The sequence below is a fragment of the Novibacillus thermophilus genome, assembly GCF_002005165.1.
Taxonomy (GTDB): domain Bacteria; phylum Bacillota; class Bacilli; order Thermoactinomycetales; family Novibacillaceae; genus Novibacillus; species Novibacillus thermophilus.
Genome location: NZ_CP019699.1, coordinates 953790 through 980278 on the forward strand (window position 1 = coordinate 953790; position 26489 = coordinate 980278).

At 52.8% G+C, this 26489-nt stretch carries 29 protein-coding genes and 2 other annotated features; all 29 genes read left to right on the forward strand.

What is annotated here, in order from left to right:
• The first annotated feature begins 140 nt into the window (after positions 1-140).
• The 29 genes from B0W44_RS04670 to obgE all read left to right on the forward strand — a co-directional run bounded on the left by B0W44_RS04670 (position 141) and on the right by obgE (position 26473).
• Positions 141-683, forward strand: coding sequence for a helix-turn-helix domain-containing protein (locus tag B0W44_RS04670; protein WP_077718989.1), 543 nt, complete (start codon positions 141-143; stop codon positions 681-683).
• A gap of 47 nt (positions 684-730) precedes the next feature.
• Positions 731-1003 (forward strand): (2Fe-2S)-binding protein, encoded by a 273-nt coding sequence (locus B0W44_RS04675; protein ID WP_077718990.1) that lies wholly within the window; start codon positions 731-733, stop codon positions 1001-1003.
• Positions 996-1397, forward strand: a complete 402-nt coding sequence (locus tag B0W44_RS04680) for a (2Fe-2S)-binding protein (protein WP_077718991.1) — start codon at positions 996-998, stop codon at positions 1395-1397. The genes B0W44_RS04675 and B0W44_RS04680 overlap by 8 nt, the downstream gene beginning before the upstream one ends.
• Positions 1390-2613 (forward strand): NAD(P)/FAD-dependent oxidoreductase, encoded by a 1224-nt coding sequence (locus B0W44_RS04685; protein ID WP_077718992.1) that lies wholly within the window; start codon positions 1390-1392, stop codon positions 2611-2613. Before B0W44_RS04680 ends, B0W44_RS04685 begins: the two co-directional genes overlap by 8 nt.
• Before the next feature lie 72 nt (positions 2614-2685).
• The gene (locus tag B0W44_RS04690) at positions 2686-3861 is read left to right on the forward strand and encodes an NAD(P)/FAD-dependent oxidoreductase (RefSeq protein WP_077718993.1); all 1176 of its coding nucleotides are present in this window, start codon (positions 2686-2688) and stop codon (positions 3859-3861) included.
• 59 nt (positions 3862-3920) lie between these two features.
• Positions 3921-4147 (forward strand) — a binding site (T-box leader).
• 55 nt (positions 4148-4202) lie between these two features.
• Positions 4203-6872: a valine--tRNA ligase gene (locus B0W44_RS04695; protein ID WP_077718994.1), complete on the forward strand. Its 2670-nt coding sequence runs from the start codon at positions 4203-4205 to the stop codon at positions 6870-6872.
• 16 nt (positions 6873-6888) lie between these two features.
• Positions 6889-8211 carry a bifunctional folylpolyglutamate synthase/dihydrofolate synthase gene (locus B0W44_RS04700; RefSeq protein WP_077718995.1) on the forward strand — a complete coding sequence of 441 codons (1323 nt, stop codon included), beginning with the start codon at positions 6889-6891 and terminating at the stop codon, positions 8209-8211.
• Positions 8208-9596, forward strand: a complete 1389-nt coding sequence (gene murC / locus B0W44_RS04705; protein WP_077718996.1) for a UDP-N-acetylmuramate--L-alanine ligase — start codon at positions 8208-8210, stop codon at positions 9594-9596. The genes B0W44_RS04700 and murC overlap by 4 nt, the downstream gene beginning before the upstream one ends.
• A 188-nt stretch (positions 9597-9784) precedes the next feature.
• Positions 9785-10543 carry a prepilin peptidase gene (locus tag B0W44_RS04710; RefSeq protein WP_077718997.1) on the forward strand — a complete coding sequence of 253 codons (759 nt, stop codon included), beginning with the start codon at positions 9785-9787 and terminating at the stop codon, positions 10541-10543.
• A gap of 20 nt (positions 10544-10563) precedes the next feature.
• Positions 10564-11523, forward strand: coding sequence for a type IV pilus biogenesis protein PilM (gene pilM, locus B0W44_RS04715; RefSeq protein WP_077718998.1), 960 nt, complete (start codon positions 10564-10566; stop codon positions 11521-11523).
• Positions 11520-12125, forward strand: coding sequence for a hypothetical protein (locus B0W44_RS04720; protein ID WP_077718999.1), 606 nt, complete (start codon positions 11520-11522; stop codon positions 12123-12125). Before pilM ends, B0W44_RS04720 begins: the two co-directional genes overlap by 4 nt.
• Positions 12115-12456 carry a hypothetical protein gene (locus B0W44_RS04725; protein ID WP_077719000.1) on the forward strand — a complete coding sequence of 114 codons (342 nt, stop codon included), beginning with the start codon at positions 12115-12117 and terminating at the stop codon, positions 12454-12456. Before B0W44_RS04720 ends, B0W44_RS04725 begins: the two co-directional genes overlap by 11 nt.
• Entirely contained in the window at positions 12405-13199 is a 795-nt protein-coding gene (locus B0W44_RS04730; RefSeq protein WP_149026929.1) for a hypothetical protein, read from the forward strand. The genes B0W44_RS04725 and B0W44_RS04730 overlap by 52 nt, the downstream gene beginning before the upstream one ends.
• A gap of 68 nt (positions 13200-13267) precedes the next feature.
• Positions 13268-14341, forward strand: coding sequence for an SPOR domain-containing protein (locus tag B0W44_RS04735; RefSeq protein ID WP_077719002.1), 1074 nt, complete (start codon positions 13268-13270; stop codon positions 14339-14341).
• A 136-nt stretch (positions 14342-14477) separates the two neighbouring features.
• Positions 14478-15899, forward strand: coding sequence for an aspartate ammonia-lyase (aspA, locus tag B0W44_RS04740; protein WP_077719003.1), 1422 nt, complete (start codon positions 14478-14480; stop codon positions 15897-15899).
• A 226-nt stretch (positions 15900-16125) separates the two neighbouring features.
• The gene (radC, locus tag B0W44_RS04745) at positions 16126-16797 is read left to right on the forward strand and encodes a RadC family protein (RefSeq protein ID WP_077721260.1); all 672 of its coding nucleotides are present in this window, start codon (positions 16126-16128) and stop codon (positions 16795-16797) included.
• Between the two features lie 31 nt (positions 16798-16828).
• Positions 16829-17863 carry a rod shape-determining protein gene (locus B0W44_RS04750; RefSeq protein ID WP_077719004.1) on the forward strand — a complete coding sequence of 345 codons (1035 nt, stop codon included), beginning with the start codon at positions 16829-16831 and terminating at the stop codon, positions 17861-17863.
• A gap of 11 nt (positions 17864-17874) precedes the next feature.
• Entirely contained in the window at positions 17875-18777 is a 903-nt protein-coding gene (mreC, locus tag B0W44_RS04755) for a rod shape-determining protein MreC (RefSeq protein WP_077719005.1), read from the forward strand.
• A complete protein-coding gene (gene mreD, locus B0W44_RS04760; RefSeq protein ID WP_077719006.1) occupies positions 18778-19296 on the forward strand; it encodes a rod shape-determining protein MreD in 519 nt (172 codons plus the stop codon).
• 84 nt (positions 19297-19380) lie between these two features.
• Positions 19381-20061 (forward strand): septum site-determining protein MinC, encoded by a 681-nt coding sequence (gene minC, locus B0W44_RS04765; RefSeq protein WP_077719007.1) that lies wholly within the window; start codon positions 19381-19383, stop codon positions 20059-20061.
• Between the two features lie 51 nt (positions 20062-20112).
• The gene (minD, locus tag B0W44_RS04770; RefSeq protein WP_077719008.1) at positions 20113-20910 is read left to right on the forward strand and encodes a septum site-determining protein MinD; all 798 of its coding nucleotides are present in this window, start codon (positions 20113-20115) and stop codon (positions 20908-20910) included.
• Positions 20911-20960: 50 nt separating this feature from the next.
• A complete protein-coding gene (locus B0W44_RS04775; RefSeq protein WP_077719009.1) occupies positions 20961-21734 on the forward strand; it encodes a M23 family metallopeptidase in 774 nt (257 codons plus the stop codon).
• Entirely contained in the window at positions 21724-22602 is an 879-nt protein-coding gene (locus tag B0W44_RS04780) for a M50 family metallopeptidase (RefSeq protein WP_149026930.1), read from the forward strand. The genes B0W44_RS04775 and B0W44_RS04780 overlap by 11 nt, the downstream gene beginning before the upstream one ends.
• Before the next feature lie 73 nt (positions 22603-22675).
• Positions 22676-23155 (forward strand): flavin reductase family protein, encoded by a 480-nt coding sequence (locus tag B0W44_RS04785; protein WP_077719011.1) that lies wholly within the window; start codon positions 22676-22678, stop codon positions 23153-23155.
• A gap of 114 nt (positions 23156-23269) precedes the next feature.
• Positions 23270-23342: a sequence feature (ribosomal protein L21 leader region), on the forward strand.
• Positions 23343-23358: 16 nt separating this feature from the next.
• Positions 23359-23670 carry a 50S ribosomal protein L21 gene (gene rplU / locus B0W44_RS04790; RefSeq protein WP_077719012.1) on the forward strand — a complete coding sequence of 104 codons (312 nt, stop codon included), beginning with the start codon at positions 23359-23361 and terminating at the stop codon, positions 23668-23670.
• A gap of 9 nt (positions 23671-23679) precedes the next feature.
• On the forward strand, positions 23680-24009 hold the full coding sequence (locus tag B0W44_RS04795; protein ID WP_077719013.1) for a ribosomal-processing cysteine protease Prp: 330 nt from the start codon (positions 23680-23682) through the stop codon (positions 24007-24009).
• 39 nt (positions 24010-24048) lie between these two features.
• Entirely contained in the window at positions 24049-24339 is a 291-nt protein-coding gene (gene rpmA / locus B0W44_RS04800; protein ID WP_077719014.1) for a 50S ribosomal protein L27, read from the forward strand.
• A 97-nt stretch (positions 24340-24436) separates the two neighbouring features.
• Complete coding sequence (locus B0W44_RS04805) at positions 24437-25153, forward strand: Spo0B domain-containing protein (protein WP_169835424.1); 717 nt, start codon at positions 24437-24439, stop codon at positions 25151-25153.
• A gap of 42 nt (positions 25154-25195) precedes the next feature.
• Positions 25196-26473: a GTPase ObgE gene (gene obgE, locus B0W44_RS04810; protein WP_077721261.1), complete on the forward strand. Its 1278-nt coding sequence runs from the start codon at positions 25196-25198 to the stop codon at positions 26471-26473.
• The last annotated feature ends 16 nt before the right edge of the window (positions 26474-26489 follow it).

The following is a 26489-nucleotide window of genomic DNA, read 5'->3' on the forward strand; positions in this document are numbered from 1 at the left end:
AATAAAACTAAACAGGAATATTTTTAAAAAAATTAATAAAAAAGGGAAGGGAATTGACCGCTGAGGGGATTGTTTTCAGAAAATGAAGCATTGCAAACGACTGGGATCTCATTTGCTGAAGCTTTTCCAAAGGAAAGATCATGATGATGTTTAGCGGTACGAGAATTCGCGAACTGCGGAAGAGAAAAAAAATGTCGTTAACGGAGTTAGCGCAGAAGTCAGGGTTAAGTGCGGCGACAATCAGTCAGATTGAACGCGACAACGTCGATCCGACGCTGACCACGCTGTACAAAATCTGTAAGGCACTGGACATTACCCTTGTTTCCTTGATTTCTAATAACGGGACGCCTGAGAGAGTGGTAAGAAGAAATGACAGAAAAACGATGTTTCTGCCTAATTCTAAAGTAAAATACCAGCTGTTGACGCCGGGTGTGAAGGACAACCTGGAAATGCTCTTGATTGAACTCGAACCGAAACAGGAAGACCGTCAAGTGATCACACACACGGGAGAGGAGTGCGGGTTTGTCCTGCGGGGAAAGATGGTCGTCGTGTTAGACGATGAAGAATACGAACTGGAGGAAGGAGACAGTATTTATTTTGACAGTTCCATTCCCCACCGATTTATAAATCGCGGAGAAGAGAAGTGCGTGTCTATTTGGGCGATGACACCGCCTACCTTTTAACAGGGCTAGATTGTCATAATTGGACAGAAAGAAAGGGGACAGGCGCGATGGATAAACTGATGATTTGTCGATGTGAAGAAGTGACTCTTGCGGACATTCAAACAGCCGCCAGTCAGTACAAATGTTCAGCCCGGGAAATCAAACTGCGGACGAGGGCCGGAATGGGGTACTGCGGCGGACGGACTTGTCGATCGGCCGTTGACGCCATTCTGGAAGAAGTGACGGGAGAAAAGCCGGGGCACGATATTCCGCTGAAAGTGCAGCCTCCCGTGAGACCAGTCTCTCTATCCGTTTTGAGGAGTAGGTCGAGCGATGAGTAAGAATCGAATTGTAAACCACCCTATCCTGGGAAAACTGAAAGAAAGAAGAGTCGTCACTTTTACGTTTGACGGAAAGACGTATGAAGGTTATGAAGGGGAGACGATAGCTGCGGCTCTGTTGGCAAACGGTGTCCGGACGTTGCGGGTGCATGAGGAAAGTGGGACTCCGCGCGGTATTTATTGCAATATCGGGCACTGTTTTGAGTGCCGTGTGCGAGTCAATCAGTCGAACGGCGTACGTGCATGCCTAACGGAACTGGAGGACGGCATGGTCATCGAAAGCGGGAAGAGACAACCGGCGCCCTTGATATCAACGAAAAAAACAGGTGACTTGCCCCGAACTTACGCCGAATTCAAGAAAGAATACGGGGATGAGGGGGATCCGCATGTATGACGTCGTCATCATCGGAGCTGGCCCTGCCGGGCTGTCGGCCGCCATTGCGTGCCGCGAATGGAACATGGACGTTCTCGTGATCGATGAATTTCCTAAACCGGGCGGAAGGCTCCTCGGTCAACTTCACCAGGAGCCGAATGGCGAGTGGTGGAACGGAATCGAAGAGGCGAACACTCTCCTGGAAAGGACGAAATCCCTCAACACCGACATCCGGTGCGGTGTTTCAGCCTATCACATAGAGAAGCAAGACGGTGGTTTTGCGGTCCATACGTCTAGCGGCATTTTCAATGCGAAAACCCTTCTCATTGCGACAGGTGCAGCAGAAAAACCGACTCCAATCCCGGGCTGGACACTTCCGGGGGTCATGTCGATCGGTGCGGCGCAGGTGATGACGAACGTCCACCGTGTTCGTGTGGGACAAAGGGGGATCGTCGTCGGAGTCAACGTTTTGTCGGCGGCCATCGCACGTGAGCTGCAACTGGCCGGAATCGAACTCCTCGGCATGGTGCTTCCTGCTATAAATCCTGTGACATCCCGTCATGGCCATCCCAAAAAAGTCATGGAAGGCTTAGTACGCATCGCGCACTTGGCGCCTTCTCCCTTGATACGTTTGGGCAGCAAATGGGCAAAAGCGACTTGGGCGCAGAACTTGGCTGTCACACTGTATCCTAAGGGCGGAGTGAAATTGTGGGGAATGCCGGTCCACATTCGAAAAGCTGCCACTGAAATAAACGGCAAAACAGAAGTAGAATCGGTGACGATATGCGACATTTCCCCTGATGGAGAACGTGTGCCGGGAAGCGAGAAAACCGTCGACGTTGATTTTGTCTGTATTGCTGGCGGGCTTTACCCTCTCGCAGAGCTGGCAGCCGTCATCGGGTGTCCATTCCAGTACATCGAAGAACTCGGCGGCCACGTCCCCGTGCACAACGAAAAAATGGAGACGCCGGTAGCGGGGATGTATGTGGCAGGAAACATTACAGGGATCGAAAGTGCAAAAGTGGCCAGGGCACAGGGCACTGTGGCAGGTCTTTCCATCGTCAGGCGACTGTTGGGAAATGTTGCGGACTTAGGTTCTAAATTGGATGAAGCTGTACAAAATGTAAAAGACATTCGCGGACAAGCCACGATCCAATTCCATCCCGGGATTGATGAAGGGCGTGCCAAAATGAATAAAGCATTTCTACATTATGCAAACCGTAACGCAGATGTTTAAATCCGGGAAGCTAGACGCTGGAAGCACGGGCGCCGACATAAACGACGAAACGAAAGAGGGAGGGAATAAAAGATGACACGGGAAAGGCAGGCGGAAGTGGCCGTAATCGGAGGTGGCATCATCGGATGCGCCATTGCTTACTATGTTTCAAAATCCGGTATGGATTGCATGTTAATCGAAAAACACGATGTTGCCAGCGGAACATCCTCCCACTGTGACGGGAACGTGACGATCGTAGACAAAGATCCGGGATTTGACAGCCAAATGTCCTTAGTCAGCCAAAATCTAATGGTGGATCTGGCTAAAGAGCTTGACATGCCATTTGAATACCGTGCACTCGGCAGCATACTTGTGTGTGAAAATGACGCCGAAATGGAGGCTGCAGAGGAATGGGTCGACATCCAGAAAAAAGCCGGGTTGAAATTTAACCTGCTCGATCGCTCAGACATCCGTCAAGAATCGCCGTACTTTGCCGACGACATTCCGGGCGGATTGGAATGTGAGACGGACTCGCTGATCAATCCCTATTTGTTTTGCTACGCTTTGATTGACAAAGCCACACAATACGGCTTGAAAGTGCACACGTTTGCAGAAGTGACGTCCATATCCAAGAAAGAAGACTTTTGGATCGAAACGACAAAAGGCCCTTTTACGGCAAAGAAGGTCGTCAACGCGGCCGGGGTTTGGGCTCCGTTCATCGGCAAAATGCTCGATGTGGAGATTCCCATCGTGCCGCGGAAGGGACACATCATGGTCGGTGCGAGACAAAAGCCGGTCATGATGCGAAACGTGATGGAATTTGGCTACTTGATGAATAAATTTCAGCGCGAACGTATCGCCGATCCCGAAACGCTGGAACACGGAGTGGCCCTGGTGCTGGAACCGACGGAGAACCAGAACTTTTTGCTAGGGAGCAGTCGGCAATTTGTCGGTTTTGATGGAAGTGTAGACATGCGTGTTGTGAAGACAATGGCAAAAAGGGCTTTGCGGTTTTTCCCCAAAATGGACGATTTCAACATCATCCGGACGTATACCGGCTTCAGGCCGTGGACGAAAGACCATTTGCCCATCGTATCGGCCGTCGAAAAAGTGCCCGGATTTTACATTGCAGCGGGACATGAGGGTGACGGCATCAGTTTAGCTGTCGTGACTGGAAAGATAATCGAAGCATTAATTGGTGAACAGGATACGGTGATTCCCGTCGACCGGTTGAGGTACGATCGTTTTTATGAGACGGCACGGGCATAATTGATTTGACTTTTGTTTTTGGCGTCAGTATGATAGTAACATACATTGGAACGATGGTGAGACAAGCTTTGAAGGGGAGGAGTACACAGCGAAAGCTTTAAGAGAGGTTGGCGCGTGGGCTGAGACGCCGACTAAGCGGACACTGTGGAACGTCGTCCCGGAGCTGCCAACCTGAACGCCGCGGCGAGTAAGGTTGGCCGGTCGCAGGCCGTTATCCGATCGAGGGCACAAGTGTGCGACTTGTGAACGAAAGGTGGTACCGCGGAAACAGTCTTCCGTCCTTTATGGGATGGGAGACTTTATTTTTTGGGTGATCATGAGTATCGAAAAGGAGGATTCCGATGTCTGGAAAACAGGCGGAACGAATCGAGCGTACAAATTTGCCGAAAACGTACGACCCGAAAGTGACAGAAGACAAATGGTACAGTTACTGGTTAGAAAACGGGTTGTTTAAAGCGAAGGGAAAGAGCGAGAAAGGAAAGTTTTCCATCGTCATTCCTCCGCCGAACGTGACCGGCATGCTGCACATCGGCCACGCTCTGGACTTTACGCTGCAGGACATCTTGATCCGCTTTAAGCGCATGCAGGGGTACGACACCCTGTGGCTGCCGGGAACAGACCATGCCGGCATCGCCACACAGGCAAAGGTCGAAGCGAAGTTAAAGGAAGAAGGCTTTTCCCGTCACGACCTCGGTCGGGAAAAGTTCCTGGAGAAAACGTGGGAGTGGAAAGATCATTACGCCCGGATTATACGTGATCAGTGGCGGAAAATGGGCTTGTCCCTCGACTACTCCCGGGAGCGGTTCACGATGGACGAAGGACTGTCAAAAGCGGTGCGGGAGGTTTTCGTCCGTCTGTACGAAAAAGGGTTCATTTACCGCGGCCAGTACATCATCAACTGGGACCCCGAGACGCGCACGGCACTGTCTGACATTGAAGTCGAATACAAGGAAGTGACCGGCGCCCTCTACCACATGAAATACCCGCTCAAAGACGGCAGCGGGCACATTACTGTCGCCACAACCCGTCCGGAAACGATGTTAGGCGATACGGGGGTCGCCGTCCACCCTGAAGACGAGCGGTATCGCGACCTCGTCGGCAAGACTGTCGTTCTTCCGGTCGTCGGCCGGGAAATCCCGATTGTCGCCGATGACTACGTCGACCCGTCATTCGGCAGCGGTGCAGTCAAAATTACCCCGGCCCACGACCCGAACGATTTTGAAATCGGGAAACGTCACGGCTTGCCCCAAGTGCTCGTCATGGACGAATCGGGAACGATGAATGAAAATGCCGGACCGTACAAGGGGATGGACCGCTTCCAGTGCCGCAAACAGATCGTATCTGATCTGCAGGAAGAAGGCGTGTTGTTCCGCATCGAAGAGCACGTCCACTCGGTCGGGCACAGTCAGCGCTCTGGTGCTGTCGTTGAGCCGTATTTGTCCACGCAGTGGTTTGTGAAAATGCAGCCGTTGGCTGAACTCGCAGTCAAAAAACAGAAAAGCGGAGAAGGGGTCCGCTTTGTACCAGAGCGCTTTGAGAAAATCTACTTGCACTGGATCGAAAATGTACGCGACTGGTGCATTTCCCGCCAGCTCTGGTGGGGGCACCGCATTCCGGCGTGGTATTGTGACTCGTGCGGGGAGACGACCGTCTCCCGGGAAGATGTCACCCGCTGCGCTCACTGCGGCAGCGAACAGATTCAACAGGACGAGGACGTATTGGACACGTGGTTCAGTTCGGCCTTGTGGCCGTTCTCGACGATGGGGTGGCCGGAGGAGACGTCAGACTTGAAGCGCTACTTTCCGACAGACGTGCTCGTCACCGGGTACGACATTATCTACTTTTGGGTGGCGCGTATGATTTTTACCTCACTGGAGTTTACAGGTGACATTCCGTTTCGCGATGTCCTCATTCACGGCCTCGTGCGCGACGCAGAAGGGCGCAAGATGTCCAAGTCCCTCGGAAACGGCGTGGACCCGCTGGACGTCATCGACCGTTACGGCGCAGACGCCATGCGCTACATGCTCTCCACGGGCATTACTCCCGGGCAAGACTTGCGTTTTCACTGGGAGCGGGTAGAGATGGCCCGCAACTTCGCGAACAAGATTTGGAATGCGTCCCGCTTCACCTTGATGAACATAGAAGGCTTTTCGGCAGACGACGTTGATTTGTCCGGTCCGCTCAGTACAGCAGACAAGTGGATGTTGCACCGCCTTACGGAGACGGCACGGGAAGTGACGCGCCAGCTCGACCGGTACGAATTCGGGGAAGCCGGGCGCACCCTTTACACGTTTATATGGGATGAGTTTTGCGACTGGTACATTGAATTGGCAAAGCTCCCGCTGTACGGGGATGACCGGGACGCGAAGCGCACGACCCAGTCTGTTTTGACGTATGTGTTAGATCGCACTTTGCGCCTGTTGCACCCGTTTATGCCGTTTATAACGGAAGAGATTTGGCAACACTTGCCAACTAAAGGGATCAGTATTTCCGTGTCACAGTGGCCGGATGTCGACACCGGCTACCGATTCCCTGAAGCGGCGGAACAGATGGCGTTCATCATGGACATCATTCGCCATGTACGCAACATACGCGCCGAGGCTAACGTTCCTGCCAACAAGTCGGTGGAGCTCATCGTTCGCCCGGACGAGGCGCACGCGGCCGTTGTAAAACGCCACCAGTCGTACATCGAGCGGTTGGCGAAAACGGACAAACTGACGATTCAACAAGATGTCGAACGGCCGGAAAAAGCCATGACGGCTGTCGTGTCCGGGGCGGAACTGTTTCTCCCCCTCGCGGGCTTGATCGATGTCGATAAAGAGCTGGAACGGCTGCACAGCGAACTTGAGACACTGAATCGGGAAGTTGAGCGCGTGGAGAAAAAACTCGCCAACGAGGGGTTTGTCTCGAAAGCGCCGAAACACATCGTTGAGGCGGAGCGGCAAAAAGGCGCCGACTACCGTGAGAAGCGGGAGAAAGTTCTAAAGCGCATTGCCGAACTGTCAGGGTAAAGGGTCGGTCGTCAGTATGGAGAATCCATCAGTCCAAGCAGCTCTCGCCTGGTTAAAACGATTCGACCGGTTCCACATCCGCCCCGGCCTCGAACGGATGGAAGCGATGCTGGAAGCTCTCGGGCATCCAGAACGTGGGCTCTCTTTTCTGCACATTGCAGGAACGAATGGAAAAGGGTCCACCGGCGCTTTTTTGGCAGGAATGCTGCGGGAACTCGGGTTTTCCGTCGGCGTTTTTTCCTCGCCGGCCATTATGCATGAACTCGACCGCATTCAGTATAATGGAAGTAGGATCGGAGACGCGGAATTCGTCGCTTGCGCTGAACGACTGAAAAGAGCAGTCAGTGCACGACAAGACAGACCGACTGAATTTGAAGTCATCACCGCGTTAGCCCTCGTTTACTTTGAAAGGGTTCGTCCCGATTGGGTCATTTGGGAGGCTGGTTTAGGTGGGAGGTGGGACGCGACGAATGTCGTCGAACCCCACGTCGCCGTTGTGACGAATGTCGGGCATGACCATCTGGATGTGTTAGGAAACACCCTTTCAACAATCGCAGCAGAAAAAGCCGGGATTGTTAAAGCCGGTCACCCCGTCGTCACGGGGGCAGAAGGAGTGGCCGAGTCAGTTGTTAAAAAGCGCGCTGGACAACTGGATTGCCCGTATTACCAACTGGATTCCTGCGTTCGTACGGTCGCTCATGTCAAAAGAGAAGAAGGCTCTTCTTTTACCTATACGGGCTTGGAACGTACGCTGCACGATCTCACCATCACCCTCCCGGGAGAGCACCAAATCCGAAATGCGGCGTTGGCCCTTTTGGTGTTGGAAGTGTTGTCCCGACAGGGGTGCGTGACGTTAGATGACACCGCCATAAGACGTGGACTTCGCCGCACGAAATGGCCTGGAAGAATGGAATTAATTTCAAAGCATCCCCGCATTTTGCTCGATGCTGCTCACAATCCCGAGGCAGCGGCACGGCTCAAAGAGGCGTTGCCAGCGTATTTTACGTACCGCCGGTTGTGTGTGATTGCTGGGATTTTTGCGGATAAAGACGTGATGTCCGTTTTGAAGCCTTTTGGAGAACTGGCAGACTGCTTCATTTTAACGTCCGGCGACCATCCCCGCTACATGCCGGCTGATGCGTTGGCGAACGTGCTGGCGAACGAGTGCAGTTGTACCGTCAAGGCCGTGCCGACAGCGGAAGAAGCCGTACAAGAGGCGGTGAAGATGTGTGGAACGGATGATTTAATACTAGTGGCGGGGAGCCACGATTTGATGAGCACCGTGAGAAAGTACATCGTGTCGGATTTGAAAGCAAAGGTTGGTGATGATGGACGGTGAACACTCCAGAACACGTTCATTTTGTCGGGATCGGCGGCTACGGGATGAGTGCCATCGCCCGCGTCATGCTAGACATGGGATATAAGGTCAGCGGTTCTGACGTGGCACAAAAAGAGTTGACGGACCAACTGTCCGAGCGGGGAGCCACCGTTTACATCGGACATGAGGCAAACAACGTGAACGGAGCCGATCTCGTCGTATACTCAACTGGCGTCCCGGAAGACAATGTCGAACTGAAAGCCGCCGAAGACAAAAGAATCCCCCTGTTGCACCGCTCGCAAATGTTGGCGAGGCTGTTAAACGAACGCAAAGGGATCGCCGTATCAGGTGCACACGGCAAAACGACGACATCTTCGATGATCGCACAAGTGATGGAAGAGTGCGGTGTTGACCCGACATACGTCATAGGCGGCGAAGTGGTTGGGTTAGGGGGAAACGCCAAAGCGGGAAACAGTGAATACGTCGTGGCGGAAGCGGACGAAAGCGACGGTAGTTTTTTGGAGTACTTTCCGTATTTGGCCGTTGTGACCAACGTGGAGGCAGACCACCTGGAAAACTACGACGGTTCATTTGACAACTTAAAAGAAGCTTACAAACAGTTTTTAAGTCAAGTGCGCCCGGGAGGGGCGGCGGTCGTGTGCGGCGATGACCCGTACATTCAGGAACTGTTGCCCGGAATGCGTTCTGAAGTCGTCACGTACGGATTGGAGCGGGACAGAGATTTCGCGGCGACAGATATTCAAAACGCCAACGGAAGAACGGTTTTTACCGTTTGGGAAAAGGGAGGGCGTCAAGGGAACGTGACGTTGTCTTTCCCCGGGCGGCACAACGTGTACAACGCGCTGGCGACGATTGCCGTATGCCGTCACATCGGCCTTCCGTTTCAGGACATTGCCAAAGCTTTGCCCCATTTTAGCGGGACAAAGCGGCGGTTTCAGCTCGTCGGGGAAGTGGACGGCATCACCGTGATCGATGACTACGCCCACCACCCGACGGAAATTGAGACCACGATCGAAGCGGCGAACGCTTTAAACAAGCGGATCATCGCTGTCTTTCAGCCGCAGCGGTACTCGCGTACATATTTTTTGCTTGACGCGTTCAGCCGTGCTTTTGGCAGGGCAGATGAAGTGGTGATGACCGACATTTATTCCCCCGTTGGCGAAGCTCGAATCGAGGGTGTCAGCTCAGAGCGGCTCACACAGCTCATTCGGGAGAACAGCAACCCGAATGTCATCTTTTGCAAAACGAATGAAGATGTTCACCACTACTTGATGGAGCGTGTGAAACCGGGTGACCTCGTGCTGACGATGGGGGCGGGAGACATCTGGACGGTGGCCCACAAACTGGTTCAGACCCTTCACGCACGGTCTCTCAACCAACCTTAAATACAACATTGTGGCAACATGGCGGAGCACCACCAGCTCCGCCGCATTTTTTAGTCCAAACGCCTCTGTTAAACGGTGTTGTGTTCAGCTAGAATAGTGGTAAAGGAGAAATGGGACAACCCTACAGGAAGTCATTTTCCCTGTGCAATGTCTCACACGGCAAGTAAGAGTTCATTTGGAGAGACAACATGGATGCGTTTTCTTACGTTTTGTTTGGTTTGTTCGGACTTATCGTGGGAAGCTTTCTCAATGTCGTCGCATTGAGGGTGCCGGCAGGAGAGTCAGTTCTCATGCCACGGTCCCGATGTCCCGAGTGTAAAGAGACGCTCACCCCGCTTCAGTTAGTGCCGGTCGCTAGTTACTTGATTCTCCGCGGACGCTGCCGCTACTGCGGGACAAGCCTTCCCCTTTACTACCCGCTGACGGAAGCAGGGACAGCTGTCCTGTTCGTGCTGGCTTACGGGCGGTGGGGATGGTCCCTTGAATTGTTGGTCGCCTTGCCGCTGTTGTCAATTCTCGTCGTCATTACACATACCGATTTACGGCTGAAGCTCATTCCAGACAAAGTGACGATTCCCGGCATGGTCTACTTTTGTCTGTTGAGGTTGTTTGTCCGCTCCGACCCGTGGTGGGAATACGCATTAGGTTTTGTCGTCGCCGGCGGTCTGCTGATGCTTATCGCTGTTTTAAGTCGCGGCGGCATGGGGGGCGGCGACATCAAACTGATGGCTATGGCCGGGCTTGCCATCGGGTGGAAGTATGCACTCTTCGCCTTTATGATGGCCACGTTACTCGGCGGACTAGTCGGAATGGGGCTGCTCCTTTTAAAAAGAGCCGGGAGAAGAGACGCCATTGCTTTCGGTCCTTTTCTCGCCATCGGCATTGCAGCGTCCTATATGTGGGGAGACGTTTTATGGCATTGGTACTGGAATGAGGGCTTAATTTAAGGTAAAGGAGTCAAGGAGACGTGTGGCGTTCACGTTCCTTTTTAGGACTGGAACTGAAAGATGACGTGTTCAAAATAGTCGAATTAATGAAGAGCGGCCGCGGAGTCCGTTTGGAGCGTCTTGTATATGAACGGATTCCGAACGGTTTCATTTCGGAAGGTGTTGTTCTGGAACCGAAGCGAGTGAACGAGCTGCTCGGCGCAGCGGTCGCAGGTGAAGATTTTCAGACGCGCAAGGTACACATCTCTATAGACAGCCCCCACTTTCAGCTGATGACAAAAACATATCCCGCCATGAAAAAGAGACACTTGCGGCGGGTGATTGCATCAGACATCGCGGAAAAAATGGAGCTTTCGATTGAAGATCCGTGGTACGAAGTCATCAGTTTAGAGAAACCGGACAACCAGGATGAACACAGTGAATGGAAAGTCCTAATCGTCGTGACATCTGAAGCATTTGTCCGATCGTACGTTCAGTTGGTCCGTTCCAGCGGTCTTAAGCCGGTCGGAGTGGATTTGTCTCCTCTAGCCGTTCACCGCTGGCTCACATACAGTCGTCCTGCCGACGAGCTGGCAGAGAAGGTGCTCATTGTGAACTTGTCGTCCCGCGGTGCCCATGTGAGCGTCATCAAGGGGAATATTCTCACCGCATCACATTACGTCCCGCTTCCGGCTCTGTCTTTTTCATCAGGAACGGCGGACGTGAAAGCGGGCGTTCGCCAGTACGCGTCGCACCTTATGCGAAGCGTCGTGTCGACTGTTGGCAGGGATGATGCGATCGGCGAGTGGACGTTGACAGGCGAAGGCGTGCCCCTTGCCGACGTTCGGGATCGGTTACGCGAGGAAATGAACGTGCGGATCAGTGTCATTTCTGGTGAAGTTCCCGTCAGCGACTCGCTTCTTTACCGACCCATCGCCCAGTTAAAGCCCGGGCTCTGTTTGCCGATGGGACTGGCTTTGAAAGGACTGATACGTTCGTGAACATAAACTTAATGCCGCGGGAACCGCTTTTTGACCGGTTTTATCACGTGTGGCTCGCGTTGACGATTCTAAGCATCATCGCCTTTGCCGTTCTCTGTTACTACGTGTACGCGCTGGAAACGGAGACGGTTCAAGCGTTGCAGGAGCAAAATAGTGAAATGACCCGGACAAAAGAAGAGCTGTCTCAAGAATTGGCGGCATACCGGGAGCGGGAAGCGTTTTGGCAAGAGAACGAACCGTACTACGTCTACCGAGACGCTGTGGAGGCGCAAGGGGCAGTGTCACACGCGTGGGATGAGATCTTGTCCGCGATGGAAGAGGCGTTGCCTTCAGGCGGGCAACTGATTCAGGTAGAGGTCACCGAGCGTGTGGCACAAGGCCTTGCAGTCGTCCATTCGGTAGACGGCGCCGCGTCGTTTGTGCAGCGCATGCACGATGTGCTGCTCGTCGAAGATGTGGCACTGGAAGCAGTCAATGCTCCAGAGGAGTTTGCTCCGCTGCACGTTGAAGGAGAGCAGGCCAGCGTCATTCGGTTTCGCTTGACCGCGGCTAAACCAGAACAGTCTGATGCGGAAGACAGGAGACCAGAGGATGAAGCGTAAGTGGAAATGGGCTGAAATCAAAGCCAGAGTCAAGTGGAAGTCCCCCGCCGCGATGCTCACGTTGCTCTTTGCCGGTCTTGGCGTGGTCCTTCTCGTTTCAGGCCCCCACATTTGGGAACAGTGGCGACTGATTGAACAGCTCAAAGAGGAGCAGTCGGCACTGGAGATGTACATTGCCGACGGCCAAAAACGGTTGGACGAAGAAGAGCCACATCCGATGGAACCGCTGGATGAACACACATTAATCCGGTTGCAGGAGCAACTCCCCTCGAGGAAGATGTGCCGCGGTTCACCGCACAGCTGTCGGAGGCTGCCCGTCAGGCGGGTATGACGTTAAACGGCTTACATGTCGCCCGGAGCGAGGAACTGTTAAACAAAAAGGTGGCCCATCCAGGTTTACTTCCTGAAGGAGATGAGGATGCGAAGGAACCAGTGAGAGAGCAAGAGGAGGCACAAAAAGACGAGGCGCATGAGAAGGATAACGAAGCGAGCGAGGGAGAGAGGTCTGAGCTGTTACAGTTTAGCGCTGACTCATTTTCGAAGGAAGTGGATGCAACCGCCCGCACGGAAACAGGGGTAGAGCGTCTGTGGGCCGACGTCTATTTAGAAGGGTCTTATACCCATTTAGCCGACTTTTTTTCACGGCTGAAGCAGCAACCGCGGTTAACGGAAGTCGTCGCCTGGCGGTACGTGCTTCCCCGCGACGGTGTTCCCAGCAATATTCGGGTTCGGTTGAACGTCCTGTACTACGTGGACGACCGATTGACGGATTTGCCTTCCTTGCCGGAACTGGACATTCCGGAAGGCAGCGGTCAGCCGATTCGTGTCCTCCCCGAAGAGCCGCAAACGGAAGAGAAAGAAGACCACGAGTCCCGCAAAGGCGAGGACGGTCCGTTTTTCGTCCCTTACCCCTTTGTCCCGAATGAAGACGGCACCGGATTTGTCCCGTACCCGTGGGAGCCAGGAGAGGAATTCCCGGCGCTAGAACCGCCGCCGGATGACGGACTGCCGGCAGACATCGACGTGACAGAGGAGAAGGGAGCTCTGCCGGATTTTGCGCCAGGTGACAATTAAGTACAAGCAGTTCTAACGTCCCTGTCCGTGCATACACTGATACAAAGGTGGACAGGGAGTCGATTGAAGTGGATACACCGCGTGTTCATGTACGGGGAAAAAAAGATGCGTCAAAGGGGAAAGGACGTTCGGACACCCTCCACTGGGCTAGCCGAAGACAAAAGCCGCTCCCTTTAGAACGAGAGCCAATTCCCGAACGGGAACATAAACCAGAGGATTATTGGACGCCTTACTTACAGAAGCGAGGGCGCCCAATCAAGAAAAAAAAGCGCAGACCAAAACGGCGGGCGTCCTCTGCCAACGCCACAGCGCCCGTTAAAGACAACAAACAGTCGCTTTTAAAATTGATCGTCTCAGGAGGAAGTGCTGTTTTGGTCGGCACTCTGATGGGGCTCATCATTTTAAATGTGTTCGTGGAAGGGAGCGGATCGGATTTGCCCAATTCGATTGACACTCATACAGAAGGATCTGCACAGACAAGCGAAAGTACGGACGACGATGCGGCCGGAAGCGGCAGCGTGTTCCTTCCGGAAGTAAACCCAGTCTGGGTGCAAGGTGGAGTATACTCCAGCCAGGAAGGGGCGGACGAGCTGGCTGAGGCGCAACGCGAAAACGGTTTGGCTGCTGTTGTTCTGCCGATGGACGGGCAGTACCGGGTGTTTTTTGGTGTCGGTCTGTCAGAGGACGATGCGTCAGACATTGCGACGCAGTTGGAAGATGAGGGGTTGGACGTGTACTTGAAGGACGACTTATCCGTCCCGTCCGTCTCGCTCAGCGGAGTTTCCGCCCAACAAAGCCAGATGTTAAAACAGTTGGCAGAGGCCGGACAAAAGGCGGTGAACCGTTTGGCCGCGTTATCCACAGCGGGGGTGGGCGGCCAGGACATCAGCGGCAATTTAAGGCGTGACATGGAATCCATCGAGCGGTCACATCGGACGTTTCTTACTGCGTTCGGTAAAGTGGAGACAGCGTTACCTGACGAACAACGACAGGCGGTGCAGGTGATGGATCAATCTTTGGCACAAGCGGTGGAAGCAATTCAGCAGTATGATCGGGAGTCTTCTCTCCCGTATTTGTGGCAAGTTCAAGAAGGGATCATGCACTATTTGATGGCGTACCGGCAGTTGAGCGGCGTCGATTGACGAATTCACCATGCGACTTTCATAGAAAGTGGACAACTTTCGGACACTATGACAGTGCCCGGAAGTTTTTTATTTGCCTAACACACGGCGGAGTGGGATAATAGTTTTGCGATTTCAAGTAAAGGGGACATTCTACATGAAATACCGTAGGGAACGTGATCTTTTGGGGGAAAAACAAGTACCGGAAGATGCCTACTACGGCATTCAGACAGTGCGGGCGGTGGAAAACTTCCCGATCACGGGGTCCCCGCCGCACCCGGAACTCATTCGTGCGTTAGCGGTCGTGAAAAAAGCCGCTGCCCGGGCCAACGCCCGTGTCGGCACACTGCCGCAAGACATAGCGGACGCCATCATACAGGCGGCGGACGAAATTATACAAGGAAAAATGATGGAACAATTCGTGGTCGACGCCATTCAGGGCGGTGCCGGGACATCGATCAACATGAATGTGAATGAAGTGATTGCGAACCGGGCTATCGAACTCCTAGGCGGAGAGAAAGGCGACTACACGAAAGTGAGCCCGAACTCCCACGTTAACATGGCGCAGTCGACGAATGACGCTTTGCCGACGGCCATCCATATCGCAGTGCTCCGCTTAGCCGACGGATTGTGCCAGTCGCTGCAGAAGCTTCTTGAGGCGCTTCGGCAAAAAGAGAAGGAAATGGACGATGTGATTAAAATGGGGCGTACCCACTTACAAGATGCCGTTCCCATTCGCCTCGGACAAGAATTCGGGGCGTACGCGCGGGTGATCCAACGGGATTTGGCTCGCGTCCAAGAGTCTGTGAAGCACTTGTACGCTGTCAACATGGGAGCGACAGCTGTCGGAACCGGTTTGAACGCGTTGCCCGAATACATGGAGTACGTCACGCAATTTTTGGCAGAGGAGACAGGACTCCCTCTCAAGCAGACCGAACACCTGGTAGACGCCACACAGAACACAGACCGCTATACACAAGTGTCGGCCTCGTTAAAGATTTTGGCGATTAATCTGTCCAAGATAGCCAATGATTTGCGGCTGTTGTCTTCTGGGCCCCTCACGGGGTTAAATGAAATCAACCTCCCGGCGCGGCAGCCCGGGTCCTCCATTATGCCGGGCAAAGTCAACCCGGTGATCGCTGAAGTGGTCAACCAAATCTCTTTTCAAGTGATCGGGAACGACCATACGATTTCGCTCGCGTCGGAAGCAGGCCAGCTGGAACTAAATGTGATGGGGCCTGTACTCGTGTTCAACTTGCTCCAGTCCCTGACAATATTGCGCAACGGCATTCGCGTGTTTACCCATTACGCCATTGAAGGGATTACCGCCAATGTCGAACGATGTCGTGAGATGGTGGAAAACAGCGTCGGCATTATTACCGCCATCAACCCCCACGTCGGGTATGAAACAGCGTCGCACATCGCGAAGCTGGCGCTGTCCACCGGACAGTCGGTTCGAGAAATTTGTTTGGAATACGGTTATTTGACGGAAGAAGAATTGGATACGATCTTGGATGCGAAAGAAATGACCGAACCGGGAATTTCGGGTGAAAAATTGTTGTTCCGCGACCGCAAGTAATCTTGTCACGTCCTGTCTGCTCTGTTAAACTGAACGTTAGGCAATTAAGGCAAAAAATGTGTCTGTTTTTGACGAAGAAGAGAATTTAAAAACCGTTATCGTATGGGGAACACGATTCGGACGGAAAGACTCTCCGTGGGCAAACGGCCTTGATGTTTTCCGTCGGCGCGAGATTGGGAACGTGAGGGGGCACTGACGGTTGGCTGATCGTGAAACGAAGGGCGTCATGATTCGGGACGTTCCGCCAGACGAACGCCCGCGTGAACGTCTGATGCAGTACGGGGCAGCGGCGCTCTCTAACGCGGAGTTGCTAGCCATCCTACTGCGGACTGGAACGTCGTCTTTGTCAGCTGTTCATTTGGCGGAACGGATCTTGGCGCACACAGGCGGTCTAAAAGGACTGACGGACAGCACCATTGAGTCGTTAGTCGAACTGAAAGGCGTCGGTCCCGCAAAGGCGATTCAAATACTGGCCGGTGTCGAATTGGGGCGCCGCATCTCGCGGAGTTTGCCGGAAGAGCGTTTCACGGTGCGGTCACCGCAAGATGCCGCAGACTTGATGATGGACGAGCTGCAGCATTTGGCGCAGGAACATTTTGTATGCCTGTTTTTAAATACGAAAAATCAGGTCATCGGTAAAGACACCATCTTTATAGGCAGTTTGAACGCCTCCATCGTCCACCCTCGGGAAGTCTTTCGCAGGGCGATCCAACGTGCCAGTGCCGCTGTCATCTGTTTGCACAACCATCCGAGTGGTGACCCGTCCCCGAGCGCGGAAGACCGGAATGTGACGAAGCGATTGCAAGAAGCGGGAAAGCTGCTAGGAATTGACGTGTTGGATCACATTATTATCGGCGAACAGTCCTTTTACAGCATGAAAGAAAACGGACTGATGTAACATACGAGCAGATGAAGGGAGTAAACGTGAGATGTTTGGAGGATTTAGCCGGGACTTAGGGATCGACCTGGGAACTGCGAATACCCTTGTCTACGTCAAAGGAAAAGGGATTGTCGTGCGTGAGCCGTCAGTCGTCGCCATTGACACGGATTCAGGGAACATCAAAGCCGTGGGCGACGAAGCTAAAAAAATGATCGGGCGCACGCCCGGAAACATTGTCGCCGTCCGCCCGATGAAAGACGGGGTCATTGCAGATTACGACACGACGTGGACGATGATTAAATACTTTATCCGGCAGGCACAACGGCAGCGGCCGTTATTCAACCGCCTTCCGAATGTGATGGTTTGTGTTCCATCCGGTATTACCGGTGTTGAAAAACGGGCCGTCGAAGATGCGACCAAACAAGCGGGGGCCAGGAGTGCCCTCACCATCGAAGAGCCGTTTGCAGCCGCCATTGGAGCGGATTTGCCCGTGTGGGAACCGACTGGGAGCATGGTGGTGGACATTGGCGGGGGAACGACGGAAGTGGCCATCATTTCCCTCGGGGGAATTGTGACGAGCAAGTCGACTCGCGTGGCCGGCGACGACATGGACGATGCGATTATTCAACACATTAAAAGGACGTACAACCTCATGATCGGTGAACGGACCGCCGAGACGTTGAAAATTGAGATCGGTTCGGCAATGGCGCCGGAAAACGAAGAAGTGATGGACATTCGCGGTCGCGATTTAGTCACGGGGTTGCCAAAGACGATTCAAATATCGTCATCCGAAATCGCGGAAGCTTTGTCAGACACTGTCAATTCTATCATTGAGGCAGTCAAAATTTCTTTGGAAAAAACACCTCCGGAATTGGCAGCGGACATTATGGATCGAGGGATCGTACTCACAGGTGGAGGTGCTTTATTGCGGAACTTGGACACGCTGTTAAGCCACGAAACCGGCATGCCTGTACTCGTCGCAGAAAACGCTTTGGACAGTGTGGCACTCGGAACGGGGCGTGCACTCGAAAACATCCATTTGTTTAAATCACGTGGGTTGTCGTTGCGATCATCGCGGAAATAGGTGCTGTATTGATGTGGTTTCGGCTGTTCGGAAATCGGAGACTGTTAATTTTGTTGACTTCCCTCGTTCTGCTGATCATCGTCATGAGCATCACAGGGGGGGAACGGGAACAGTTATCTTGGCCAGAAAAGGTGTTCAAAAGCTCAGTGGCCAAAGTGCAGGCTCTGTTTTACAAGCCTGCCGGAATTGTAGCGGGATTTTTTGAGGACATTTCGCGAATCCGCTCTTTGCACGAGGAAAATACGATGCTCCGGCAAAAATTAGAAGACTACTTGAGATTGCAAAATGAGGTAGCCGAATTAAAGAAAAAGCAGAGCGAATTGGAAAAACTGGTTGATTACACTGAAGAGTGGAAAGAGGATTACGTCGTTGCTCAGGTCGTGGCCAGAAGCCCCGACCGTTTCAACGATGTCCTTGTGATCGACCGTGGTAGAGAGGATGGTATTCGCCCGAACATGCCGGTCATTACACCTGAAGGATTAATCGGCCGGATCGAAAGTGTGACCGACTCCATGGCCAACGTACAGCTCTTGACGAGTTCCCGCTCGGAGGGGATGCTGAATGCGCCGGCTATAGCGGCAGAGGTGAGGGAACGGGATGCATTTGGCATCATTGAAGGGTATGACCACGAGAAAGAAGCCCTCATACTGTCGATGATTGATTCAGATGTGGAGTTGAAAGAAGGGGATACGGTCGTCACCTATCACCAGTCCGAAATATATCCGCCGAACTTGCTCATCGGGACTGTGGAGGAAGTAGGAGCGGGTATTTACGGCTTGGACAAAATGGCCTTTGTGAAACCGACTGCGAGCTTTCACCGCCTGCAGTATGTCATGGTCGTACAGGACTCGGAAAAAATTGAAGTGCAAGAGCACTTAGACGAAACCGATCGGGATGAAAACGGAGGGGATTAGATGATGCAGCGCCTGTTGTTCATCTTGTTCCTTCTCTTTCTTTTTATGTTGGAAGGAACGGTCATGCAATTTTTGGTCCCTGATGTGTGGGGTGCCAATTGGACGGTTGTCCCTGCGTTTTCACTTGTGATGGTGGTCCTCATTTCATTTTACTTTCCCGGTCATCAAGGCATTGCGTACGGAAGTATCCTCGGTTTGATGCACGATCTCACCTTTGGGCACGTGATCGGCGCGTACTTGTTCAGTTTCACTTTGGCTGCGTACTTTACCGAGCAAATGGCCAAACAGTACCGCCGACACAGTGTGCTGGTCGTCGTCGCCACCTTGGTGGCACTCACCATGCAGCTGTTCGTCATTTACGGTTTGTACAGCCTGTTTGACATCACACAGATGGGATGGAATTGGATGGTGTACAGACTGTTGGTCCCCTCTCTCCTGTTTAATGTGCTGTTTACCATCGTGTTGTTGCGCCCGTTAAAGCGGTGGTTGGCCAAAATGGGGGCGAGTGTGGAAGAGTAGTGTAAGCAGTGAAATCCTCGTGAAAAAAGCAGGAATTGAGGAGATCGTGCCGAATTGCTTTTACATAAGGATGGAGTGACGTTCATGGAACGTGTGCAACACGCCGTCGTTTCCATCAAGGGAACGAAGGACGGGCTCGTGTTTTTCTTGGATGATCAGGTCGACTTTACTGAATTATTAGAAGCGTTAGAACGAAAATTGACGGACAAACAGGCCCGGCTGTTGAACGGGCCGGACATTTCGGTGCACATTCAGTTGGGGAAGCGAAGAGTCTCTGCTGCCGAAAAACAGGCGTTGCGGGCGATGTTGGCGAAGCGGCCGAATTTGATCATCACCTCTTTTGAATCGAGCGTTGACGTCGACGGTTGCACTGACGAACCGCTAAACTGTATGGAGAACGTATCGACGACTGTCCGCGCCGGACAAGTGTTGGAAGCGAAAGGCAGCTTGCTTTTGCTAGGGGATGTGAACCCTGGCGGGACCGTCCGATCCGGCGGTCACATTTTCGTCCTCGGTTCGCTGAGGGGGGTGGCCCACGCGGGCATACGTGGAAACAAGCGAGCGATCATCGCAGCGTCCCACATGTCTCCGACACAGCTTCGCATTGCCGACGCAATTAACCGGTCTCCGGATGGGACGGGGGATCACGGCTCGTTGATGGAATTTGCCTATTTGTCCGGAAAGCAGATCGCCATCGAACGGATGAACCGCTTATACCGCGTTCGTCCCGAACTGCAAGACAGAACGAACTGGCAACGCGTTTAACTAGGCGTATAGAATGTGGCACGCGTCTGTCCGTCACGAGGAGGGGGCGTTTTGGGAACCGCATTTGTGATCACATCAGGTAAAGGCGGTGTTGGAAAAACGACGACTTCGGCTAATGTCGGCACTGCCCTTGCCCTGTCTGGAAAAAAAGTATGTTTAGTAGACGCCGACATAGGGTTGAGAAATTTGGACGTCATGATGGGGCTAGAAAACCGCATTGTCTTTGATTTAGTAGATGTGGCCGAAGAAAAGTGTCAGATGGAACAAGCTCTCGTCAAAGACAAACGGTTCGAAGACCGCCTGTATTTGCTTCCTGCTTCACAAACGAAAGAGAAGTCGGCTGTCACCGCAGAGCAGTTTGCGGCCATGGTGCACAGCTTGAAAGCGGATTTTGACTACGTCGTCATCGACTGTCCTGCCGGCATTGAGCAAGGTTTTCGCAACGCGGTGGCAGGTGTAGACGAAGCGATCGTCGTCACGACTCCCGAAAACACGGCCGTGCGCGACGCAGATCGCGTGATCGGGCTGTTGGAGAAAGAAGGCCTTGACATGCCGAAGCTGATTATTAACCGCATCCGACCGCAGATGGTTAAAGAAGGTGACATGTTAGAAATAGACGAGATTGTGCAAGTGCTGGCCATTGATTTGCTCGGTGTGATTCCTGACGACGAACGCGTCATTAAAGGGTCGAACAAAGGAGAGCCGACGGTGATGGACCCCGACTCCCGTGCCGGGATCGCCTATCGCAATGTCGGGAGACGCATTTTGGGAGACGCTGTTCCTCTCATGCCGCTCTACGAAAAGGGCGGGTGGTTGGCGCGGGTGAAAAAATGGTTCGGGGTTACGTAAGCTCGTTCATATTTGGTCGTCCTTTCTCATACTTTGTACAAACCGTCTAAATGAGAGAGGATGAGCTGAACGTGAAGCAGGTTGACCGTCGCATTAAGAAAAGGCGTGACGAACGCATTCGTTCCCTCCAAAGCACCCACTCGCCGTGGCCTGCCGTCCCCCGCAGCTTATCCAGTGCGGAAGCTCGCAGTACGACGTCCCTTCGACCGGTGTCTTCGCGAGAACGCCGGCGTAAAAAGCGCGGCAAGTTGGGCGTACAAGTACTGATCGCGTTCTTACTGCTCACGTTTACGTACGTCGTTTTTCAATCCGAGTCCCCAACGGCGAAGCATGTACAAGCCTTTATAACTGAAGTCATGCAGCGCGATTACAACTTTCAGGGGGTGGCTCAGTGGATTGAAGCCCATCTAGGGAGCATGCCTGCCATCATTCCGACGTTTTCCAGAAATGATGCCACCCGGGAGAAAGGATTGCAGCCGACTGCGTGGGCTCTACCGGTTCAAGGTGAAGTCGTGGAACGTTACGGAGAAGGTCATCCGTATGTGACTTTCTCCACCTTGAACGGACAAGTGTCGGCGAGCGCCGAAGGACTGGTCGCTTTTGTCGGGGAGAGAGAGGGGTGGGGGACTTGTATCATCGTTCAACACGCCGGTGACATGGAAACGTGGTACGGTCCTTTGTCAGATGTCGCAGTGGAGCAGTCCGATTGGGTCCAAGGGGGCCAATTACTCGGGCAAGCGACCGCGTTAGAAGGAACGGTTCAGTTTGGCATGAAACGTGGAGGACACTTTGTCGACCCGCAAGACGTGATGCATGTTGATTGATTGGCCGTTTCGGTCTGTACGCTTTCGGGTCCACCCCTGCTTCTGGCTGGTCGTTGTGCCGACCGTTTGGAGTGGATACTTTCTAGAAGTTGTCACGTTGTTCGGTTTAATCCTCATACACGAATTAGGACACGTCAGTGTGGCACGCCATTTTGGGTGGCGCATGACGGAAATTGAATTGCTCCCTTTTGGGGGCGTGGCGAAAACAGATGAGTGGGGGACGGTCCCAGCGAAGGAAGAAATGCTGGTGGCCATTGCGGGACCGGCCTTCAATGGCATTGTGGTCGTTTTTGGAGCTGGGTGCTATCTGTTCGGTTGGTGGGATACAGAGTGGGCTCAGTTTTTTGTAACAGCCAATATGTGGTTGGCAGGGTTTAACTTGTTACCGATTATTCCGTTGGACGGCGGCCGCATTTTACAGGCTTTTTTGAGTTATCGCTTTCCTTTTCGGACGTGCATCACTTCTTCACATTTGATTAGTTTCACACTGTCCTTTGGAATGTTAGCGGTGAGCGTGATTCCATTCGCGTACGGAGGACCTCCGCTGTTCAATGTGGGGGTCATTGCCTGTTTTTTAATGATGTCCAACGCCTTCATGTGGTACCAGAAACACTATCAGTTCATGCGGTTTTTAATCCAACGGCAGGTTGACGACGTGCCGAAAGAAAGGCCGGTGTTTCCTTTGCTCGTCTCACATTGTGATACCGTTCAGTCGACTATTCGCCGCTGGAAAAAAGAAGCTTATCACGTCATGGTCGTCCGGGACGACAGCGGGAAAGTGCTTCGAGTGTTGCCGGAAGAGCGGTTACTGGACTATTTTTTAGCGACTCCTTCTCCCCGAGCGACGATAGGCGATCTCCTTGACTGAACAGGGCAACCGTTTTAAGCTTATGGTAGTCTCAAGGGGCCACAGCATACTTCAACACGTTCGGAGGATCGTAATGAAGACATCTTTCAGTTCGCTTGACTTCAGGCAGACGATGGGGAAGTTCGCCACCGGGGTGACGGTTGTGACGACACCTGATGGAGAAGGGGTGCACGGCATGACGGCCAATGCGTTCATGTCTGTTTCACTGGAGCCCCCACTCGTCCTCGTTTCAGTGTCTAAACGGGCCAATACCCATCGGAACATTAAAAAAGCTAACTGTTTTGGCGTTAATATACTACGTGACGATCAACGGGACCTTTCGGACCACTTCGCAGGAAGGCGGAATGCCGATTTAGAGCAGAAGATGCAATACTACTGGCATCACGACATACCGCTGTTGTCGGATTGTCTTGCGAACATCGCCTGCCGCTTGTGGGCGAGTTACGACGGTGGCGACCACACGCTGTACGTCGGAGAAGTCTTCGCCCTCAAACACAACGAGGCGAATCCGTTAATTTTCTTTGAGGGAAGTTATCGTACTTTAGAACAGTAGTATGTGTCACTGCGTTGGGACTGATCGACGTGCGCTAGCTTGAGAAGGCCATTGAAAGGTGAACGTGTGCACTTTTGCCTTGACCGGTGCATTTTGATTGTGATATTCTTTATGAGTATGCTTTAACCGCTCGGCGTCGGTTTTTTTTAAGCTTTAGCACCGAACGCTGGCGAGTCTGAGTGTAGAGGAGGTGCATCGACGAGATGTACGCTATTTTTGAAACAGGCGGCAAACAGTACAAAGTACAAGAGGGTGACACCCTTTTTGTGGAAAAGCTGCCGGCCTCTGAAGGGGAGACTGTGCAGTTTGACAAAGTGCTGTTGGTCAAAGACGGCGATGAGGTCAAAGTGGGCACTCCCGTCGTAGATGGAGCGAGTGTTCAGGCAACCGTCGATGAACATGGTCGAGGGAAAAAATTGACGGTATTCAAGTATAAACCGAAGAAGAACTACCACCGTAAACAGGGTCACCGTCAACCTTACACGAAGATCAAAATCGAAAAAATCGAGGCATAAAGGCCGACCATGGTTACCGTACAGGTTACACGCGATACAATTGGTCAGTGGATACGGCAAGTGTCTATATCCGGTCACGCCCTATACGACGATTACGGGAAAGACATTGTATGCGCCGCTGTATCGTCGGTCTCGATTAACATATTAAACGCAATCGAAACCCTCTTAGACGTTTCTCTGGAGATGGAAGAGGGTGAGGACAGCATCGTGGCACGCGTTCCCGACATGGAGGAGCCCAATCGCGCTGAACACGTTCAACTGTTAATGGAAACACTTGTGTATTCCCTGAACGCGATCGCAAAGGAGTACCCTTCCTTCGTTTCGGTGAGGGAGTCGTGAGACGACGCGACGACTTAGATGTGGAAAGGAGTGAGCACCGTGTTGAAGTTGAATTTGCAGTTTTTTGCCCAGAAAAAGGGTGTCGGATCCACGAAGAACGGACGCGACAGCATTTCCAAACGTTTAGGGGTTAAACGGGGTGATGGCCAGTTCGTATCCGCAGGCAGTATTATCGTGCGCCAGCGTGGAACGAAAATTTACCCCGGCGTGAATGTCGGTAAAGGCGGTGATGACACGCTGTTCGCGAAAGCGGAAGGTGTTGTCAAATTCGAAAGCTTTGGCCGCAACCGCAAAAGGGTGAGTGTATACCCGCGAAGCGTGGAAGCATAACGATCAAGACGACCCCGGTGCCTGCCGGGGTTTTTTTGTGAGATCAGTTCCTGTACAATAAAGACGGAGAAGACTTGAGTAGACGGGAATGGTGGCGATGGCAGAAAAGCTTAAAAAAGCTTTTCGTGCGTTTATTCCATACGTCCCGGCAGTCGTGTGTTTTGTGGCATCACTGTTCGGGGAAAAGGTGACGGCCGCTTTTCTTGTGACGACAGGCGTCGTATGCCTGACAGCGGTGGTTTGTGTACAGCAGCGCCGCGAGACACGCGATCAAGACGATTGGATCGCATGTCTTAACGTGAAGCGGCATGACTGGCTGAATCATATACAAGTGATAAAGGGATACTTGACTTTAAAGAAACATGACCGTTTACAGCCGTACTTAGAGCACATAATGTCGGAAATTGAGCAAGAGAGTAAGATCTGTCACCTCGGATACTCTCCTTTGTCTCGCTACTTACTCACACGCCAGTTGCTCAACGACAGCATTCTCCACGTACATATTGTCGAGGGTCTCAAAATCGCAAACGACGGGCAAGGGGAAAGACTGATGAAGACGATACAGGAAGTCGAATCCTTTGTGCGCAACGTATACGCGAAAATTCCTGAGCCGCAAGCAAAAATTGAGATGACACTGGCTCCGTTCGAGGGAGGCATCATGCTCTATATCGATTTTCCTGACCACTTCCGGCTCAGGAGAGCTTTAAGAGAAGCCGACTGGACTGGATTGCGCAACAAAGTGTCATCCCGTAACGGGGAAGTCTTCTTCCACAAAGGAGACCTTGCGGCGGCATGCAGTGTGCGCATCGTTTGACGTGACGCGTTGGAGAAGGCGATGAAAGTAGGTGAACTCTGGATGTTTGTCGATAAAGTAAAAGTATACGTAAAGGGAGGAGACGGGGGAAACGGAATAGTCGCGTTCCGTCGGGAAAAGTATGTCCCGAACGGCGGACCGGCGGGGGGTGACGGCGGCAGGGGCGGAGACGTCATCTTCGTCGTGGACGAAGGATTGAACACACTGATGGATTTGCGCTACCAACGTCACTATAAAGCTTCGCGGGGCGAACACGGGAGGAGCAAATCCCAGCACGGCAGAAACGCCGATCCGTTAAAAGTGAGAGTTCCCCCGGGAACAGTGTTGATCGACGACGAGACAGGTGACGTCATTGCCGATTTGACGGAGCACGGGGAAGAGGCTGTCGTTGCTAGAGGCGGACGAGGCGGGCGAGGGAATACCCGCTTCGCTACTGCGTCCAATCCAGCTCCGAGTATTTCAGAAAACGGAGAACCGGGGGAAGAGCGGTGGATCGTGTGTGAACTCAAAGTGTTGGCAGACGTTGGCCTGGTAGGATACCCGAGTGTCGGAAAGTCAACCCTTTTGTCGGTCGTATCCGCTGCAAAGCCGAAAGTCGCCGCTTACCACTTCACGACCTTGAGCCCTAATCTCGGCGTCGTTGACGTAGGCGACGGCCGCAGTTTTGTCATGGCCGACCTGCCGGGGCTCATTGAAGGCGCCCATCAGGGGGTCGGTTTAGGCCATCAATTTTTACAGCATATCGAACGCACCCGCTTGATCGTGCACGTGGTGGACATGGCCGGTTCCGAAGGGAGAAATCCGTTTCTCGACTGGCAAAAAATAAACGAAGAACTGAAACTTTACCAACACAACTTGTCCGACCGCCCGCAAGTGGTAGCTGCGAACAAAATGGATTTGCCTGGAGCTCAAGAGAACCTGCACGCGTTTAAGGAAAAAGTGGGAGACGCTGTCCCCGTCTACCCGATTTCGGCCGTTACCCGGAAAGGGGTTCAGGAACTGATGTATCAAGTGGCAGATCGGCTGGACCGCCTGCCGAAACGGTCGCTTAGTCAAAAAGGCCGTACAACGGAAGGCAAAGTTTTTCGCGTGCCAGAGGAGGAAGCGTTTCGCGTGCGGCGAGACAATGATGCGTATGTTGTAGAAGGGCCGCGGTTGGAAAAGTTAGTTAAAATGACGAATTTTGGCCACCGTGATTCGATTGAGCGCTTTGCCCGCACGATGAAGCGAATGGGAGTGGATGCTGCACTGAGGGAGAAGGGTGCACGAGACGGTGATACGGTCCGAATCGGCGATTTCGAATTTGAATTTGTCGAATAGAGGCTAGGTTTCCATG